The 17,700-nt window shown below is 40.5% G+C and carries 17 protein-coding genes; 6 read left to right on the top strand and 11 right to left on the bottom strand.

Annotation, left to right across the window (positions count from 1 at the left end):
• Positions 1-79 precede the first annotated feature (79 nt).
• From V7K89_RS17945 to V7K89_RS35935, 3 genes are all read right to left on the bottom strand, one after another.
• On the bottom strand, positions 80-967 hold the full coding sequence (locus tag V7K89_RS17945) for a helix-turn-helix domain-containing protein (RefSeq protein WP_335189378.1): 888 nt from the start codon (positions 965-967) through the stop codon (positions 80-82).
• 61 nt (positions 968-1,028) lie between these two features.
• A complete protein-coding gene (locus V7K89_RS35940) occupies positions 1,029-1,463 on the bottom strand; it encodes a hypothetical protein (protein ID WP_442941705.1) in 435 nt (144 codons plus the stop codon).
• Positions 1,414-3,141 carry a helix-turn-helix domain-containing protein gene (locus V7K89_RS35935; protein WP_442941704.1) on the bottom strand — a complete coding sequence of 576 codons (1,728 nt, stop codon included), beginning with the start codon at positions 3,139-3,141 and terminating at the stop codon, positions 1,414-1,416. Before V7K89_RS35935 ends, V7K89_RS35940 begins: the two co-directional genes overlap by 50 nt.
• 189 nt (positions 3,142-3,330) lie before the next feature.
• On the opposite strand from V7K89_RS35935, the gene V7K89_RS17930 reads away from it, so the two are divergent.
• Entirely contained in the window at positions 3,331-3,492 is a 162-nt protein-coding gene (locus V7K89_RS17930) for a hypothetical protein (RefSeq protein ID WP_335189376.1), read from the top strand.
• A 262-nt stretch (positions 3,493-3,754) separates the two neighbouring features.
• Here V7K89_RS17930 and purT read toward each other — a convergent pair whose 3' ends face one another.
• From purT to V7K89_RS17910, 4 genes are all read right to left on the bottom strand, one after another.
• Entirely contained in the window at positions 3,755-4,918 is a 1,164-nt protein-coding gene (gene purT / locus V7K89_RS17925; protein WP_335189374.1) for a formate-dependent phosphoribosylglycinamide formyltransferase, read from the bottom strand.
• 65 nt (positions 4,919-4,983) lie between these two features.
• Complete coding sequence (locus V7K89_RS17920) at positions 4,984-5,466, bottom strand: pentapeptide repeat-containing protein (protein WP_335189372.1); 483 nt, start codon at positions 5,464-5,466, stop codon at positions 4,984-4,986.
• A gap of 154 nt (positions 5,467-5,620) precedes the next feature.
• Entirely contained in the window at positions 5,621-7,387 is a 1,767-nt protein-coding gene (locus tag V7K89_RS17915; RefSeq protein ID WP_335189370.1) for an ABC transporter permease subunit, read from the bottom strand.
• Between the two features lie 43 nt (positions 7,388-7,430).
• A complete protein-coding gene (locus V7K89_RS17910; RefSeq protein ID WP_335189388.1) occupies positions 7,431-8,381 on the bottom strand; it encodes an ABC transporter ATP-binding protein in 951 nt (316 codons plus the stop codon).
• Between the two features lie 577 nt (positions 8,382-8,958).
• Between V7K89_RS17910 and V7K89_RS17905 the strand changes: the two genes are divergently transcribed.
• Together V7K89_RS17905 and V7K89_RS17900 are read left to right on the top strand one after the other, a co-directional pair.
• Positions 8,959-10,143, top strand: coding sequence for a PEP-CTERM sorting domain-containing protein (locus V7K89_RS17905; protein WP_335189368.1), 1,185 nt, complete (start codon positions 8,959-8,961; stop codon positions 10,141-10,143).
• A gap of 872 nt (positions 10,144-11,015) precedes the next feature.
• Complete coding sequence (locus V7K89_RS17900) at positions 11,016-12,293, top strand: APC family permease (protein WP_335189366.1); 1,278 nt, start codon at positions 11,016-11,018, stop codon at positions 12,291-12,293.
• Between the two features lie 416 nt (positions 12,294-12,709).
• On the opposite strand, the gene V7K89_RS17895 is transcribed toward V7K89_RS17900, so the two are convergent.
• Positions 12,710-13,990 (bottom strand): sensor histidine kinase, encoded by a 1,281-nt coding sequence (locus V7K89_RS17895; protein WP_335189364.1) that lies wholly within the window; start codon positions 13,988-13,990, stop codon positions 12,710-12,712.
• Positions 13,991-14,169: 179 nt separating this feature from the next.
• Complete coding sequence (gene rppA / locus V7K89_RS17890) at positions 14,170-14,850, bottom strand: two-component system response regulator RppA (protein ID WP_335189362.1); 681 nt, start codon at positions 14,848-14,850, stop codon at positions 14,170-14,172.
• A 140-nt stretch (positions 14,851-14,990) separates the two neighbouring features.
• Here rppA and V7K89_RS17885 point away from each other — a divergent pair, with 140 nt between their 5' ends.
• Positions 14,991-15,377 (top strand): hypothetical protein, encoded by a 387-nt coding sequence (locus tag V7K89_RS17885; RefSeq protein WP_335189360.1) that lies wholly within the window; start codon positions 14,991-14,993, stop codon positions 15,375-15,377.
• Between the two features lie 126 nt (positions 15,378-15,503).
• Positions 15,504-15,662, top strand: coding sequence for a hypothetical protein (locus V7K89_RS17880; protein ID WP_335189358.1), 159 nt, complete (start codon positions 15,504-15,506; stop codon positions 15,660-15,662).
• Here V7K89_RS17880 and V7K89_RS17875 read toward each other — a convergent pair.
• Together V7K89_RS17875 and V7K89_RS17870 are read right to left on the bottom strand one after the other, a co-directional pair.
• Positions 15,651-16,133 (bottom strand): SRPBCC domain-containing protein, encoded by a 483-nt coding sequence (locus tag V7K89_RS17875; RefSeq protein ID WP_335189356.1) that lies wholly within the window; start codon positions 16,131-16,133, stop codon positions 15,651-15,653. The genes V7K89_RS17880 and V7K89_RS17875 overlap by 12 nt on opposite strands.
• Before the next feature lie 301 nt (positions 16,134-16,434).
• The gene (locus V7K89_RS17870) at positions 16,435-16,860 is read right to left on the bottom strand and encodes a universal stress protein (protein WP_335189354.1); all 426 of its coding nucleotides are present in this window, start codon (positions 16,858-16,860) and stop codon (positions 16,435-16,437) included.
• A 285-nt stretch (positions 16,861-17,145) separates the two neighbouring features.
• On the opposite strand from V7K89_RS17870, the gene V7K89_RS17865 reads away from it, so the two are divergent.
• Positions 17,146-17,688, top strand: a complete 543-nt coding sequence (locus V7K89_RS17865; protein ID WP_335189352.1) for a hypothetical protein — start codon at positions 17,146-17,148, stop codon at positions 17,686-17,688.
• Positions 17,689-17,700 lie beyond the last annotated feature (12 nt).

The raw sequence follows: 17,700 nt of genomic DNA, 5'->3' as shown, positions 1-17,700 counted from the left end.
CCTCCGAGACTTTTATTTATATTGCGATGATACGTATTATGCTTCGACGACTCGCATGAGTTTTTACTTTCTTGGACTTTTAAAACATCCTCTGAGAATAACCAATCAAATTGGCAACTTCGGCAATACTCAACTTACCCTCCCGCAAAAGTTGCTCTGCTTGTTTCATCCGTTGCTCGGTGAGATAACCAAACACTGTTGTGTTAAATAATTCTCGAAACCCATAACGCAAAGTCCGCTCGCTCACCCCCACCATTTGCGCCAATTCTAGTAGCGATGGTGGATTATCTAGACGGGAGAGTAAAATGTCCTTGGCATGGTAAATTCGGGTAATAGTTTCCGGCTTGAGTCGTGGCGAGCTTTGCACTCCACCTCGATCCACAAGCAGGGGAGTTAACTGCAAGCAAAGCAGTTCCAGCACTTTCACCTGCAAAAACATCAACTTGGCGATTCCTTGATAGGGACAATACATGATTTGTTGTACCACACAGGTAACAGCACTAGTCTTTTTAGGCTCTAGTATTACCTGCCAGTCATTACCTTTCGCCAATAGGCTGAACTGGGAAGAAATTTCACCACCAGTTATTGGGAAAAATGTTCCTAATAACTCAGGTGGCATTTCAATATTAACGCCCACACTCCGTGATTTTGGAGTCATCGACATCCATGAGCGTTGAACGCCAGCACCAGAAATCAGTGTATAGTCTGCGTTATTTCCTAAAAGCTGGACAGCAAATTGCAGAGGATGATTCGATTCAGGAACTTTCCCTAATATATCATCGTGATATTCACAATCCCCAATTGAAAGCAACACTTGGGGATAAACTTCGATATTTCGCTCATAGCCTTTGCCTAGTTGCTTAGGTAGTTGACAATATGATTCAAATGGCTCTAATGGGTTTTGCGGGCTGTTTTTGGCAGCTTCTACCCACCACTCATCACATTCTGTTGTCAGGGTAATGGTCATATTTGACACTCAAAAACTAATGCAAATTTATAGCAATAATTTTACCGCGATTTATCCCTAACTATTGACAGTTAGAGGCGATCGCCTTCTTCATTTGTCCGGTTTGATTATTTGATTTGAGGTATAAATATCCTGTATTTAACTCAATGGAACGAGTATGAGTGGGGTCAAAACTGCCACGAAATCGTGCCCTGTAACGTGAACGGCTCACCATAAAAATTGCCGAATTTATAATCGGAAGCCTCCAAATAATTGACATCGAACAGATTTCTAAAATTGAGTCCGGCGCGGAAGCGATCGCGAATTTCTCTCGCTCATACAAATTGACAAAACTGTCTCGATTCAGGTAGCCCACATTCAGACGATACAACAGGCTTTTGGAGCTATTCAACGGTCCAGATAAATCAATTGCACCTTGATAGAAGTCATAATTGCCAATGGTGGCATCAACGGCATAAAAGGAGTCGCGCAATAGTGTCCGGCACGCGATAGCCATCTTGCTCACCCGTGACGACTAACTTAATCGGCTCATCATCTTGTGTCGTTGGTGTCTCCTGCGGTGTCTGGCTTGCTGGCTTTTCTTGAGTTTGTAGTGTTTGAGGTGGCTGCATTGCAGTTGCTGTAGTTGCTACTGCAAAAACTAGCCCGGTATTATCATCAAATAACTCAACCGTTGGTAATGCCGCAACACCCACCACTGTTACCCGCACAGTATTTGCATCAATATTCGTAACCGTTATTTCAGTAATTCCTGCAACTGGTTTTTGAGAACGAAATGTAAAAGCATTGCCATCAGGTAAACGTAACTGTCCACCAGCTACATCGACAATAAAATTATTGCCTGTACTGCGATTTGTGACTTGCAGTTGAGCACCAATAGGTGTCTCTAAAATCACCTCCACGCCTTTATCCGTAGGATTAGCTTTCACCCCCTTTATTTGTACAATTCCTGATGCAGGCGTTGCTTGTGGAGTTGACGATTGCGAAAGCAATCCACTGGCATTGGTGGCTGGGTGTTCAATCTCGCTTAGTTGCCTAATTCTTCTATTACTAGCAGAAGAATCAGCAGTCGCTTTGAAATCCCTACTAGAAATTGATGTTGGCTGATTCTGTTTAACTTGTGCTTGTACAGATTGTGCTATCAACAACGGCAGAAAAATTAGTAACCATAGCCAAGTATTAGATAGCGATCGCTCAATTCTCATTATTCCCATACACTCGCTAGGTGTGATCCCAAATTGGCGTTTAAATGCAACAGCAAAGTGAACAGGATTAGTGTAGCCCACTAACATAGCGACTTCTTTTACAGTATGAGTGCCCTGCTGTAACCATTGCTGTGCTAGCTCCATACGTTTATTAGTCAGATAGCCAAACACTGTTGTGTTAAATAATTCTCGAAATCCACGTTTGAGAGTGCGATCGCTCACTCTCACCATTTGCGACAATTCTAATATTGATGGTGGATTATCTAAATGTGAGAGCAAAATTTCCTTAGCGTCATGAATGCGAGCAATCGTTGTATTCTTTAATCTTGGTGATGGTTGCACTCCAGTTTGTTCAGCTAAAAAGGGGGCAAGTTGCAGTGCCATCAACTCTAGCACCTTCCCCTGCAAATACAAACGCCTTGTCATCCCGTGGTAGGGACAATTGACGATTTGCTGTGCCACCATCTGGATTGCAGTTGTATTTTTTGGGTAAAGTAATGTTTGCCACTCATTAGTTTTTGCCAAAAAACGTAGTTGCGGTAAAATTTCTCCATCACCAGTCGGGAAAAAGGTTGCTAATAACTCAGGTGGCATATCGAAGCCAATACCCACATTTGATTGCGAATTTAAAAGAGTTATCTTTTTTTGAATGCCACCACCAGAAATAAGTGTGTATCCTTCCCCTAATTGCCCTCCGTATTCATCTTTAGTTGTGCCTGAAAGGCGAACTGCAAATTGCAAAGGGTGAACGCCTTCATCGTCTGGAGACAAGATGTCATCGTAATATTCGTAGTTATCAATCCCCAGCCACAGTTGGGGATACACCTCAATATCTCGCACATATCCTTTGCCCAGTTGCTTGGGTATTTGACGATAGAATTCAAATGGCTCTAATGAAGTTTGCTGGCTGTTTTGTCTAGCTTCTGCCCAAAGGTCTGTTTCCTGTTCCAATGTTAAGGTAATAGTCATAGTTTGTGACTGGTAAATGCTCAGAAATTAATGCTAATTAATATCATTAATTTTACCGCCCTCGCTACCCAACTATTGACTTAATCAGTTATCAATTCCTGCTAGCGTATATTGAAAGTCATTTGATAGTACACTTGCTCAAGTTGATAGAGTGCAAGCAGTATGCGGCGTGACCCCATTTTTTATTAGATGTTTCAGAGATCCCCCGAATTGCTCTTTGACCTGATTGGCGATCAACCGGATAAATGTTTACGAAAAAACAGCCAAAACAACGTTGCCCAAGGTATTACTGTATGGAAAAATCAAGGGCATTGTCCGATAACAATCAACAAAGCTTTCAACGACAACTAGTAAAAAAATTTAGCGTCAGCTTGAGTTTTGTTCCAAGTTTACTCAGACGATACTATAATAGTCGAACAGTTGAGGCAAAGCCTTATGGTGGAGGTCAAAAACCGAAGCTTAATCATGAGTAACTGGCATTAGTAGAGTTCTTAATAGAGTCAGATAATGATCCTACGTTGTTAGAATTGTGTGAGCAATTAGAACAAAAAACTTAGGTAAAAATAAGTCGTTCCGCATTGCACCCATCTAAGAACCGCTATAGTACAACTAATTAGACCAATTTAATTTTACTTGCAGCTCTAGTAGCTTTTTCCCTAGCTTCTTGGACATTCACACCCTTTGCCAAAGCTACTCCCATTCGTCGATATGGATGAGCATTAGGTTTACCAAATAATTTAATATCTACATCTTTTTCTGACAAAGCATCGGCTACACCACCAAAAGCAATAGAATCAGATTTTTCTGATGCTAAAATTACCGCACTGGCTGAGGCTCCTAGCTGTTCTATGTGAGGAATTGGCAAGTCTAAAATAGCTCGTAGATGTAATTCAAATTCATTGAGATTTTGTGAGATTAATGTCACCATTCCCGTATCGTGCGGTCTGGGGGAAAGTTCAGAAAAAATCACTTCATCTTTGGTAATGAAAAATTCAACACCAAATATTCCGGCTCCTCCTAAGGTATTAGTAACTTTTATAGCTATTTCTTGGGATTTTAATATTTTATCTTCAGAAATTTCTGCGGGTTGCCACGATTCTTGATAATCGCCTCTTTCTTGGCGATGACCAATAGGAGAGCAGAAAATTGTCGGTGCATTCCACTGTTTAATTGTCAGTAAAGTTATCTCAATTTCAAAGTTAATAAATTCTTCTACAATTACCTTTTGACTATCTCCTCTAGAATTAGCGATCGCATAATTCCAAGCTTTCTCAACTTCAGTTTTATCCTGGACTACAGACTGACCTTTACCAGAGGATGACATCACAGGTTTAACAACATTGGGAAAGCCAATTTTATCCGAAACTGCAATTAATTCTTCTAGAGTTGTTGCATAACCATATTTAGCTGTTCTAATGCCCAATTCTTGGTGTGCCAGCTCCCTAATTCTATCGCGGTTCATTGTATAGTTAGTGGCAGCCGCAGTCGGAATAACTGTAATCCCTCGCTGTTCAAATTCTAGAAGTTTTTCTGTCCTGATTGCTTCAATTTCTGGTATAATAATATTTGGCTGATGTTTTGTCACTACAGCTTCTAAATCATCAGCACTGAGCATAGAAATAACGTCATAAGCATCAGCAACTTGCATCGCTGGAGCATTGGCATAGCGGTCAACAGCAATCACATAATTACCAAGACGTTGAGCAGCGATCGCAAATTCTTTGCCTAGTTCTCCTGAACCTAACAACATCAATTTTTGGGGTAACTTAATACTCATTAACTCATCCAGATGAATTTCAATTCAATAATCTTATAATTTTTTGTGCTTTCATTACTAACTTCTCAAGAATTAAATATAGCTTGGCGTAGTTGTAAATCTTGACGTTGTAAGTGATTTAAACCAGTACCTACACCAAGCTGACACTTATCTACTAGAGTCTCTAACCAAATAGTCTCGTTCAAAGTTGCACCTCGTAAATCTGCATTTCTTAAGTCAGCTTTCGTAAAATTTACAAATAAAAGATCTGCATTGACTAAACTGCTACCTTGTAGATTTGCTCCTGACAAATTTCCTCGGATGAAGTTTACACCATCTAAAATTAAACCAGATAAATCTGCTTCCATAAGATTAGGAAACTTTAACTGACTAGGATATTTAAAAAACCGCATTATACAGATGATATTGGCTTCATTTAGTTGTATTTTGGTTAAAAAATCATAACGAGCTATGCCTAGTTGCTTAAGAGTTTGTAGACGCTGTGGGGGATTTTGTTCTAAAAACTGGATAGCTGTGTGGCGTAAGTCTTGAGTAGGGATATTTAGCATAATTCTTAGATTCTTACGACCTTGTGCTGATTAAAAATTTCACAGTGGATGTAGGCAAATAATAGATAATATAGCAGTCTTAAATCATTCATGAAAAACAAGAACCCCGACTTCTCAAAAAATCGGGGTTCTAACTTTATCGATAACTACTTACCTAACGTCCTGCCAATAATGCTTTCATAGCAGATTCGCCTGCTAACCTCACCTGCCTTGTCAGCTGGAAGTTTAACAACGCTAGAACACTTAAATCAGCTAAGAGTGCCATAAAAACTGTTGTCACTCCAGCGTGTTCTACAGCTGCCCAAGGAAAAGTTGTAAACATCCATACAATAGAATATTTCCACGACGAGATACCAATAAATTCTAGGATCATCGGTGGTAAGAATATTGCAGCACCTAAAGTCCCAATTGCCCAGAAAGAACGCTTAGGAGTTTTCAGCAAAAGTATCAATTGGGCGATGGTAGCGTAAATCATCATTAAGCTGATGGACAAAGCTATAGTTAAAAGTACTTTAAATCTGTCAATCTCGTTAACAATCTCAGTTCGGCCATTGTTTGTGTCAACAACAGATGTAAGTAAAAACCAGACTAACCAGGGGATAGCAGCAATTGTCAAATTAATAGCGATCGCTATAAGTGCAGGGCTTTTTTCAGACCAAATTAGATCCTGCCAAACACTCTTATGGTTAGAAACTCCCTGATGTCGATATCTTGCCCAATCTTGTACATCTTGACGATGAGGGGAAAGAACTGCTATTAAACTTAAAATCAACACCAAGTTGTACACTGCCAGCAAAACGAAATTTTTCGCAACCTGTTCATCCCATGTGTTATTATTCCCATTTTGTAGGGTAAATCCCCATATCATAAATTGGCAAAAAGTTACTAGTAAATAACTTTGCTTCTTACTGATTATTGAGGCTTGAGGATTACGGAAGCAACGTTTAAGAGCTTGCAAAATACCGTAACTGCACAATCCAAAGTTTAATAAATGTAAGCAAACAACACTAACAAAACTTGTCCCTAATGGTAAATAGAAAAACTGCAAGTTTTTCAAGGTAGAACCCTTGTCTAGATGGAATAAGTTAGGAAATAGATAATTTGTTACATTCCAAGGAGCAAACAGCCTCAACCAAGCCGTTGAATTATACCAAGCGCCTGAATGATCTGATGATGTTATCTGAAACGTTATCACCAAGAAAAGGAAAACTGCACCACTACCTAACCAAGGTTGAAAACCACTAAACCAGCGACTAACTAAGGCAAATAGAAATGCGGCATTGTAGAAGAAAATACAGCTAGCAATAAGAGTTGCGTAATAACTCAAAATGTAGCTAAAGGCAATTTGGGCAGAAAGTCCGGCCCACAAATGTAAAGGAACTGCTACTAAAACAGTCAGATAAATTAAACTTGGAACTCCTAGCAACTTACCAGTCAATATACTTGTTTCTGACTGGGGACTAAGACGGATAAAATTCAGCGTACCGCGAGTTTCTTCTTTGGCTAAATCGTTAATTAGTAAATAAGTTCCTGCAACTAATAGTGTAAATCCAAAAATTACAGTAAAAGAGAGGAATATATATTCCCAATGGTCTCGCCACCACAACTGCCAATTAATTTCATTTTGTGGACAAAAATTATTTGAAATAAAATTATTGAATTCATCAATTATAGATTGATTTGATTGCTGATAGAGTCGATTTTGTTGCTGTTCATATACTTGACGCAGATTACAGTATGGAGCAGTTAACGAATATCTATCCCCAGGAGATTCGCGGAACTGATATAAAAAAACTACTAATTGCAGTAGTAGGGAAGTTGCAAATGCGATCGCAACATTAAAAAATTTCAGTCGTCCTTTGAGTTCCCGCAATAGTTGCGGATTCCAATCGCCGATTTTATCTATTAAATTGGGCATCATAGCAAAAAATTCTCAAAAATGAGGAGTAATATTTATTGACGTATCAAGATGCTTGTTTGTGACCTAATTTTAAGAAAATACTTTCTAAGTCTTCTTGCGTGCAGTGAAAATCAGTTAGAGGAATGCCTGCTTTGATAAGCGATCGCAACAATTCAGCACTATCTTCCTCTTTGCCCGAAAAATTCACCCGCACGCTATTTTTTCCTGGTATTACCTCCCACTCTTCTACTAAAGGATGATGTTTTAGTTCCCTTAAAAGTGCCTCTAGGTTCCCCAGAGTTGATATCACAATTTGCTGATGAGCTAGATGTTGATAAAGTTGCTGTAGGGAAGTACTTTCTACCAAGAAGCCGAGTTCCATAATTCCCACAGAAGTACACAGTTCGGCTAAATCACTGAGAACATGGGAGGAAATGATTACAGTCATCCCAGCTTCTTGCAAAGCCTTGATGATTTCGCGAAAGTGCATCCTGGCGATGGGGTCAAGCCCAGAAACAGGCTCATCTAGTAGTAGTAACATCGGTTCGTGGATGATTGTTCGCGCTAAACTTAAGCGCTGTTTCATCCCCCGCGACAGAGTAGAAATCTGACTATTGCGTTTATTTCCAAGTTGGATTAATTCTAAAACTTCATGTAGGCGTTGAGTGCGGCGTGGTTCTCGTAAACGATAGAGACGCGCAAAATAATCTAGGTAATCCCAGACTGTTAGATCCTCATATAGTGGGTAGTCATCCGGTAAGTAGCCTAGACGACGCTTAAGTTTGGGGTTACTCTTGTCACGGAGTAAGCGATCGCCATTAATATAAATCTCACCCGTAGTTGGTTCCTCAGCAGTCGCCAACATGCGGATGAGAGTTGTTTTACCCGCGCCATTCGGCCCAATCAATCCATATACTTCCCCTGCCTGGATTTCTAAATCCACATCATTGACAGCAACGTGCCTGTCAAATTGCTTAGTTAGTCCACGGGTGCAAATTGCTAATTCTTTTACCATCGCGGCTGGGGTGCGGCTTGTGATTAACACTTAACGTAACCTCTTTCTACAACTTCTGTCAGTCTGGTTTCAGAAATTGAAACTGCTTTACGTAAAGTTGCTTTGAGCAATACTTTGGACGATTTTTAGTTGAGGGAATCGGCAAGCAAGCTATTGAACCATTAAGGTGCTGATTAGAACAAACAAGCACCTTAATGGTTCGATAGCTGTGTGGAAATTGATAAACTCCGCAGAAACACTCAATTTATCACCTATGCTTTGCTAATTTTTCGTCATAGCCGATCTCAAAGTAGTATTGCCACCGTTGCTCATCCGTTAAGCTTTATTTGACTAAGTGTTCTAAATGATTTATAGCAAGATTACATATATTTTTTTTTAGATAATTTCTAAATAGTGTTAATACTGCTAACAAAAATATTAATCCTATTAACTCTTCATGAAATTCAAGGAAACTAGCCGTTATTTCACCAATTTAAATTCAATTAATAGAACTAGTAAATTCGCTAATTACAAGTGCTACTCAGACTACTTAGCATGAGAAGTGAAACAAATATCAAGATTTTACCTGGAGTTATCAATGAATAAGCAATTTTCTGCTAACGCTTTAGTTACTGTTATTAGCTTGCTTGGAGTATCTTCTGCTATCACACCTGCTTCAGCTAGCTTGATAACTGCAATAACAACAGCCACAAAAATTGAAGTTCCTAAAACAGTACAAAGTGTAACCACAACCACTAATACTGCTGAAGTCGGAAAAGGCGTTAAAGCTACTGTCCAAGAGACAACTAATACCAGCGTTGGACAATTGGCTGGAGTTGCAACCGATTCTAAAACAACTGCACAAGTAAAAGACCCAAATCAAGTTAAACTACCGTCCTTGGATAACCCAACACAAATCGTCCAAACTACTGGTCAAGCTGCGGTTGGAATTAAAGCTGATCAACAAAGTACTCAAGCTGATGCAAAAGCCAACCTGGGAGTACAAATCACTGATTTGGCCACAGTCGGTATCTGTTTAGACGCGAATGCAACATTAGGAATTGCTAATAAAAATAGCTCAGCTAATTGTTCCAAAGCTGTTGAAACTCCACCTGTTGGGATTGATACTTTAGCTGCTGCTTTTGAAACTTTACAAAGTGTAACCACAACTACTAATACTGCTACTGCTGAAGTCGGAAAAGGCGTTAAAGCTACTGTCCAAGAGACAACTAATACCAGCGTTGGACAATTGGCTGGAGTTGCAACCGATTCTAAAACAACTGCACAAGTAAAAGACCCAAATCAAGTTAAACTACCGTCCTTGGATAACCCAACACAAATCGTCCAAACTACTGGTCAAGCTGCGGTTGGAATTAAAGCTGATCAACAAAGTACTCAAGCTGATGCAAAAGCCAACCTGGGAGTACAAATCACTGATTTGGCCACAGTCGGTATCTGTTTAGACGCGAATGCAACATTAGGAATTGCTAATAAAAATAGCTCGGCTAATTGTTCCAAAGCCGTTGAAACTCCACCTGTTGGCGTTGTAACTTTACCTGTTGCGGTTGAAACTCCACCTGTTGTGGTTAAAACTCCACCTGTTGCGGTTGAAATTCCACCTGTTGCGGTTGAAATTCCACCTGTTGAGGTTGAAAAGTTGTATGTTCCTATTCAAATTCCATCTGTTGGTGTTAAACCTCATCCTGTTCCCGAACCTACAACTCTTGGAGGACTTGCTTTGTTGGGGGTTTACTTTATTTCCCGCCGTCGTCGAGTCTCTTAATTTAGAATTCTTGAGTATAGTTACTCTACTGAGGATTTTTGACAGTGTTTTGCCTAATACTTGACTTAGGGTATATCTTTTGACATCACACGCTCATTCAATCAGCGTTAGCGTTTGCGCAGCGTGCCGCTTTGCGACTCAGCTTAACAAAGTTATCGCTTTGCGACTCAGCTTAATAAAGTTATCGCCCAACTAACAAGTCGCAAAATTTTTCTTTCACCAGTCCAATATTGCTTGTCACCTTTAACACCCAATTTTAATTACTGTACTATATATCAATACCTTTGCCAAAATAAGAGCTTAGAAAAATTTTGGCAAAAATGGCAAAATGACCCATACATCAACGTCAGGCATATAAGGTAGGTTAGAGGCTCAAACCCTTGATACTGCGGATAATACGTTAAAAAAACCTTGCGTAAAACCTGGAAGGAATTTGTAGGACTTATTGTTTTTGCCAAACCTAACAGACAAGGGAGTTAATACATCAATTCACCCTCGTAAATTGGCGAAGGTATTAGATATATGCAGCCCTTTATCCAAAATCCTCTATTAGTAAGTCTTTTGAGACTTAATAGGAAAAGTCAGCTGGTGTACAGTCTCCACTGCCAATACGGTTCGGATAACTTTTTTAACCGAACTGTATAGTCTCCACTCCCAATCTCAAATCGCTGCATAAATCTCGCCATATCAGTAGAGTGAAATTCTTTATTTAAGGCTTCTATAGCCCTTTCTATGTTGGTGAAGTCTAGCTAGACTTGATATATAAACCCTTTCAACTTTGAACTGCTATATTCCCAACCGTTTAATTTCAGCTTGATTATATGCCTGTTGGTCAACGACTATAAGACTATCTATTCCTAAAGAGGTTACAGGTGTCAAGCAAAAAAATCGGTTTTTGGTCTGTGTGGGCGTTGGGTGTCGGAGGCATTGTCGGTGGACTTTTCCCAGCGTTGGGAGTTGTAATTCAAATAGCTCACACAGGCGCACCACTAGCATTTGTTATTGCCGGGACAATAGCTTTGATAACTACTTATGCTTATGCAAAACTTTCGGTAGCTCATCCATGTCGAGGCGGGACAGTAACCTTTTTAAACCAGGCTTTTGGTTCAGGGCTGTTTAGTGGGACACTGAATCTTCTACTATGGTTTAGCTATGTAGTCATGCTTTCCTTTTACTTGCAGGCTTTTGGTAGTTATGGAGTTAGCCTATTCACAGAGTCTACTCAACCTATTTGGAAGCATTTACTGATTAGCTTGGCAATTTTAGGGACAACTGGATTGAATCTATTAACTGCCAATCATGTTGGTAAATCTCAAATCTGGATTGTCAGCTTCAAACTGGGGATTTTAATACTGTTCATTACTATGGGAAGTAGTCATATCGACATTTCCCATCTAGAACCAGTCTCAGTATCGTCGCTACAGTCAATTTTCGCAGGAGCAATGGTAATCTTCTTGTCTTATGAAGGCTTTGAGCTAATCGCCAATGCAGCAGAGGATCTTGTCAATCCCAAACATACTTTGCCACGAGTTTATTACTTTGTAATCGGGTTCGTTATTTTGCTTTACGTTTTAATAGCACTGGTTACATTAGGAACAGAACCAATAGAACAGATTTTGGCAGCAAGAGATTATACTCTGGCTAAAGTTGCCAAACCAATTATGGGGCAATTTGGATCAGTTTTGATTACTATTGCTGCTCTTTTATCAACTCTCTCGGCTAGTAACGCAACACTCTACGGTTCAGCTCGTTTTAGCTCTGTTATTGCTCAATCTAAGGGATTTGACTCTGGCAGCCAAATAAATGGCATAGATCAATCTTCAATTGGCTTATTTATTACTAGTGGTATTACTTTACTCATCGCCAATTTTTTTGATATAAATCGGATCTCAACGATGGGTAGTGCTGGGTTTCTCTTGATATTTGCTGCGGTTAATTTAGCTAATGCTCGTATGCATCGTTATACGAAAAGCAAGCAGTGGATTTCACTTCTAGGTGCTGGAATATGTTTAGTGGCACTAGGAATGTTAATTTGGTTTGCTTTGCAAACAGATCCACAAACTGTCTGGGTTTTAATATTCATGATAGGAGTAGCCATCGGTCTCGAAGTAATCTATTATCTGTCAAACAATCGACGCCTACACCTTTGAAGAAGCTTTGCTCAATAGGATGTATAGCAAAGTGCTGTTAGCGGTAGCGGGGTGTTTAGCCCGTGCTGAGTATAAACAAGCGTGAAATCAAGGCTTTTAGGAATCAACATTGTCCTAACCTATGTGGCTACGGCTATATTTATTAGGACTTACGCAACGCCGATATTGTCATTGCGACCGAAACGGAGTGTAGGGAAGCAATAAGAGCGTCAGGGGGGATTACTTCTCTTCGAGACGCTCCGCGAACGCTATCGCTCGTAATCACGAAATTACGTTATTTTTGCGTAAGTCCTGTTTGTAATAGTCCACGTTTGCATTAATTTAACGACTCGCTAACACTGCCTTCTCTGTTAGCAAATCGTTAAATATAGCTGTTTGCTTTAAATTTTCATTATGAATCATCTCTTAAAGGTGATTTAGGAATGGCTCATAAGCGGTAATTTTATCTGGAACGTTGAGCCTTTACCCTCATTGCTCATCACATGAATATGACCGCCATGAGCTTGGACAATTTGTTGAGCGATCGCTAATCCCAACCCAAATCCGCCGCTTTCTCTGGCACGTTCTGTATCAACTCGGTAAAAGCGATCAAAAATGTAAGGTAAATCTGCCTCTGGAATTCCAATTCCAGTATCGATGACCTGAATTACTGCTCGATCGGGATGAGGTTCTAAGCGTAACCAGACAGTTCCACCAGACGGAGTGTAATTGCAAGCGTTGTTGAGTAAGTTTTCCACAGCTAGCCGCAGCAAATCGGGATCAGCCCACAACTCAATAGGTTGTTCTGGTAAATGGCTGATCAACTCGATCGACGCTTTTGCAGCAACAGTATTGTAATAAACAGCTAAATTCTCTAGCAAGCTATTAAGATTAACCTTTTTGAGAGATTCGGGAGTTAATTTTCCCTGATGCCGAGCCAACAGCAATAGGTTATTGACCAAGGTACTCATCGACTTGGCGCTATCAATGATGTTCTCCACTGAGGGATGAATTTGGGGATAGTCTGCTGCTATTAGTAACCCAACTTGGGCATTGGTCAAAATCGCAGAAAGAGGCGATCGCAACTCATGAGAAGCATCTGATGTAAAGCGTTGCAGTTGATTATAGGCTAGCTGAACGGGTTGCATAGCTATGCCACTGAGTACCCAACCTGTAAGTCCAATTAACCCTAGTGCTACAGGTACAGCCAGCGTCAATATTAACTGAAATTCTCTGAGTTCGTTTTGAGTTTCTGTCAGTGGGATAGCAACTTGCAGATAACCGATGACTGAATTTCCGCCTTGAACAGGTAGTGTGACTTGACGAAGCCAAAGCGTCTTACCTGTAAACTGGTCAACAGACTTAATCGTGAGAAACTCAGATGCTATTTCTAACTGCTCTGGAGATGGTGTACCAAAAAACCGCTTGAGTTTGCCATTGGGGTCATACCAGCGAATATACACCAGTTCAATATCAGCAGGGTGAGAACCACTACCCAATAGCGGTATATTGCTCAGATCGACTTGTTTTTGTCCTTGATACAGCCGATACTGCGAACTAGCTGCCATTAGCTCTGCTCTTTTATAAAGCAGTTGATCTAATGCTTTAAGCTTGTCTTTTACCTCAAGATTGTAAATGACCCCAGCAAAGAGAATGAGAATGCACCCCATTGAAAGGGTAAACCAACGAGCTAAGTTACGACGACTGCGGTTAAACACAACTCATGCTAATTTGTAATTCGTAATGACGCTTTCTACGAGATGCTAAAAGCGTAGCTTGCTTCTCTGAAAGAGTACGCGGACTCGCTACCGCTACGCTAACGTAATTACAATGCTTTTCGAGTAATTAAACTATACTACTTCCTATTCTCTACTCTGAATCTCAGCTATATCAAATTTCAAGATGGTTTTGGAGGGTTTAGACGATAGCCCATGCCGTAAACAGTTTCAATCCACTCGGCTGCTGCTAATGTTTGCAAACGTTGGCGAAGTTTACGAACTAAAACGGTGATTGCATTGCTTTCTGGCTCACTACCCCACTCCCATACGGCTTGCTCAATTTGGTTGCGAGTCAAGACTTGCTTAGGATGACGCATGAAGTACTCTAGCAACTGAAATTCTTGGCTGGAAAGGGATACGAGCGCCCCTTGTCGCTCCAAAATTAGTGTATCGAGATGAAGTTGCAGGTCTGCCAAGCAGAGGGTATCTCCTTGCCAGAGTGGCGATCGCCTCCTCAATGCCCGCACTCGTGCCATGAACTCCACGATATCAATCGGTTTGACGAGGTAATCATCTGCTCCGGCATCTAATCCTATGACTTTATCAGGTGTGGTATCTTTTGCCGTGATCATTAATACAGGAGCTGTTTTTCCCGCCGCCCGATACTGTTGACACAAACTTACTCCACTAATCCGAGGTAACATCCAATCCAAAATCAGCAGGTCATATTCTTTTTCAGCCAAAAGCCATTGAGCGGTTTCACCATCCTTGACACCATCAACGCTGTGTCCAGCCTGAGAGAGAACCATTTGTAACGGCATTAATTGTTTTGGATCATCCTCTACCAGTAAGATTTTCATCACCTTTATATACTTGTGCTTGTTTAGAATAATCTATTGAAGCAATCTCAACGTCTTTCATCAGTCAGATTTCAAAGGATTGTCTACCTCTTTAGGATATACATGAACTATGATCTAGCAAAATCAGAAGCAGGTGTAGTGTGTGGCGTATTAGTAAACGTTGGCTGCAAGGGCTGGGATTAGAGTTTTGGTTGCCTCTACCACTGGTAGCGGTTGTGTTTTGGGTTGGCTGTAATTTCCTAGCTGCTCAAGAGTTAAGCCGACCCTACTCCACGAAGAAAAAACTTCAGTCAGATACTCAACTTGAAGCACGGGTATCAGTCAATGTATTGCTCATTAACGCTGCCGTCAACCGAACTAAAAGAATTACCCAGGTAGAAGTGGAAACAGCAGACCCCATCTTGAAGCGACTGGAATTAGAACTTCCAACAATAGAATTCAGCCAAATAGAAGCGACAATTGCCCAAGAACTAGGTCTACCCCGTGAGGATGTTAGAAAGTTAGTACGCTATGAAATTGTTGACTAATGACGTTCTTGCATGAATGGAGCGTCATGGAAAGCAAAAAAGTATTATTTTTTGTTTACTGCATTAAATGCTTACCATGAAAATTTAATATGTATGTAATGCATCTATCCACTTCCTTGCGTCAAGGTGGTGAAGTTTCAGCCGGAATTGCAGGGATATTGTTTGGAGAAGAGCGATGAAGGTGCGTACTGTTTCTGTACTCTATGCGATCGCGGCTTTGTTGATTTTTCCCGCTCCGGCTCGGTCTGCGATCGGGTAATACAGAGCAGCGATTTAGCGATTTAATGAAGTAGTCATAGTTTGATTAATGCGTTCTGCCTTGGTTTTCAATGTTTGGTTCATGGCTTCAAACCCTTGGCGAACGTCAATATTTAATCGACGAGCTAGCAGAGGTACTAGTAAGCCCTGGAAAGATGCTTGCTGAATGAAGCGGACGCGTAGGCGTAGCCCGTCGTAGACATCGCTTGCTAACGGTTCAATGATAAAGCTATGTTCACCGTCAAATAATCCTGGGATCAAAAAGTGACCTAACCAGCGCAATTTACGATTAGGTTCTACCGTAATCACAGTAGGTCGAAAGATCATAATATCTGTACCCGGAGTCTGAAAGTGAACGGTTAGCTGTGCCCCTTCACTCAGCGAACCACTAATTTGACGAATCAACAAATTCCAATGTGGAAAACTGGCAAAATCAGTGAGTAAGTTCCATACTTGCTTATCGGATGCCTGAATTTCGATTTCAGTATAGATTTTCATGGGTATGAGTTGATAAAAAAACCAGCATTAAAACGGTTATTACTGCTAAAAATAATCCCATGTATTCTAGTCTTAGTAATCGACCAGCCCCAAAATTACAGGTGAAGGTAGGCAGATAAAGTAGGGTGAACAGGGAGAGAAAATAACTTGATTTTCTTACCATAAAATAAACCCTGTAAAGTCTCTTTGGTGGACTACGAGGAAACTAGATTGTTTCTTGTAAAGCATAATGAATACTATTCGTATAAAACTCACGTTTGAACAGCAAAATTTTGGCGATTGGTAGACAGTTGTGAAGAAACTACTGACGTTGAACAACCAGGACGGAACATGGAGCGTGATGAACGACGTGATTGCTCACACTTCCTGCTAAAAGTTCGGCAAATCCTTTAAGTCCTCTACGACCAAGCACAATCAAATCTGCTCCCCAACTCCGGGCTAAATCACAGATGTTAGTCCCAGGATCTCCTGTTTGATAACTAGATTCTGCCATAATGCCTAGTATTTTCGCTTTCTGATAATACAACTGGAGTAAACTTTGTGCCTGTTGTGTTTCTATTTCCAGATCTACTAAGTTCACAGTGAGTTGACTAGAAGTTACTAGCTCAATGCTGTAACCAATCATTAACTGAGCAGCATCTCTTTGGGCTAACTCCAGCGCTTTTGTAAACACTGTTGCAGTCGCAGGTGAATCATCGACCGCCACCAAAATCTTCTTAAAACTCATATCCAGCTCCAATAATCAATTACTTCATTCACATTTGTTGTCTTTTAGCTTGAGGGACAAATGTGATTTAAAAGTGAAATTAAGTAGGATAAGCAATTTATTCACTTTTCGTTCACATTCATCAGCAATCCTGGAAAAGAAGCAGAGAAACTAAGCTAACTAAGGTTTAAAACGAATCTCTTACCTAATACGGTTCATGCTCACACTATAAAACTATAGTTTTTACTATTTGGAGATTAATAAAGCTTCATTTTAAACTTACTGATTTTGATAGGAGATGTTGTAATGAATTTCAGTCCAGTTAAAAATGCGATCGGAATCATTTCTACCCGTCAAGCTGCAACACAGGTGCTTGATGAACTCAGAGCAATTGACTTTCCCATGCAGAAAATTTCTGTGTTCACTTTAGACTCTGAAGACGAAAAGTTACACGAGGATGCTAATGCGGGTAAACATCCCATAACTCCGATCGAAGGAGCTAAAGCAGGCGCAATTACAGGAGGAACAACTGGGGGCTTCCTGGCGCTAACAGCCGGACTTGGCGTATTAGTTATTCCCGGTTTTGGACCAGCATTAGCGATTGAATCTGTGGTGAGTACACTGCTGGCGGGTGGAGCGAGTGCGATTTTTGGCAGTGTTTATGGCGCATTTCAAGGTTGGTTTGCTCCCGAAAGGCAACCTAGACTCTGTAAGCCAGCCACCTGCCAAGAAAAATTTTTGGTGAAGGTAGAAGGAACAATAGATGAAATCTGGCAAGCAGAATCGATTCTCAGTTATTGGGGTGTGCAGGAATGGCATATTTATGAACTTAGCAAAAGATTCTCGTAGTAACACCAATTT

The organism is Nostoc sp. (genome assembly GCF_036917515.1).
Taxonomy (GTDB): domain Bacteria; phylum Cyanobacteriota; class Cyanobacteriia; order Cyanobacteriales; family Nostocaceae; genus Nostoc.
The sequence above is the reverse complement of the archived record's forward strand: the minus strand, read 5'-3'. Positions and strand labels throughout refer to the sequence as shown.

Coding starts and splice junctions, on each gene's coding strand:
- V7K89_RS17870 (WP_335189354.1), bottom strand. CDS start 16,860: ATGAGTTTTAAGAAGATTTTGGTGGCGGTCGATGATTCACCTGCGACT.
- purT (WP_335189374.1), bottom strand. CDS start 4,918: ATGAGTATTAAGTTACCCCAAAAATTGATGTTGTTAGGTTCAGGAGAA.
- V7K89_RS17915 (WP_335189370.1), bottom strand. CDS start 7,387: ATGATGCCCAATTTAATAGATAAAATCGGCGATTGGAATCCGCAACTA.
- V7K89_RS35940 (WP_442941705.1), bottom strand. CDS start 1,463: ATGGCTATCGCGTGCCGGACACTATTGCGCGACTCCTTTTATGCCGTT.
- V7K89_RS17930 (WP_335189376.1), top strand. CDS start 3,331: ATGTTTCAGAGATCCCCCGAATTGCTCTTTGACCTGATTGGCGATCAA.
- V7K89_RS35935 (WP_442941704.1), bottom strand. CDS start 3,141: ATGACTATTACCTTAACATTGGAACAGGAAACAGACCTTTGGGCAGAA.
- V7K89_RS17865 (WP_335189352.1), top strand. CDS start 17,146: ATGAATTTCAGTCCAGTTAAAAATGCGATCGGAATCATTTCTACCCGT.
- V7K89_RS17905 (WP_335189368.1), top strand. CDS start 8,959: ATGAATAAGCAATTTTCTGCTAACGCTTTAGTTACTGTTATTAGCTTG.
- V7K89_RS17945 (WP_335189378.1), bottom strand. CDS start 967: ATGACCATTACCCTGACAACAGAATGTGATGAGTGGTGGGTAGAAGCT.
- V7K89_RS17920 (WP_335189372.1), bottom strand. CDS start 5,466: ATGCTAAATATCCCTACTCAAGACTTACGCCACACAGCTATCCAGTTT.
- V7K89_RS17875 (WP_335189356.1), bottom strand. CDS start 16,133: ATGAAAATCTATACTGAAATCGAAATTCAGGCATCCGATAAGCAAGTA.
- V7K89_RS17910 (WP_335189388.1), bottom strand. CDS start 8,381: ATGGTAAAAGAATTAGCAATTTGCACCCGTGGACTAACTAAGCAATTT.
- rppA (WP_335189362.1), bottom strand. CDS start 14,850: ATGAAAATCTTACTGGTAGAGGATGATCCAAAACAATTAATGCCGTTA.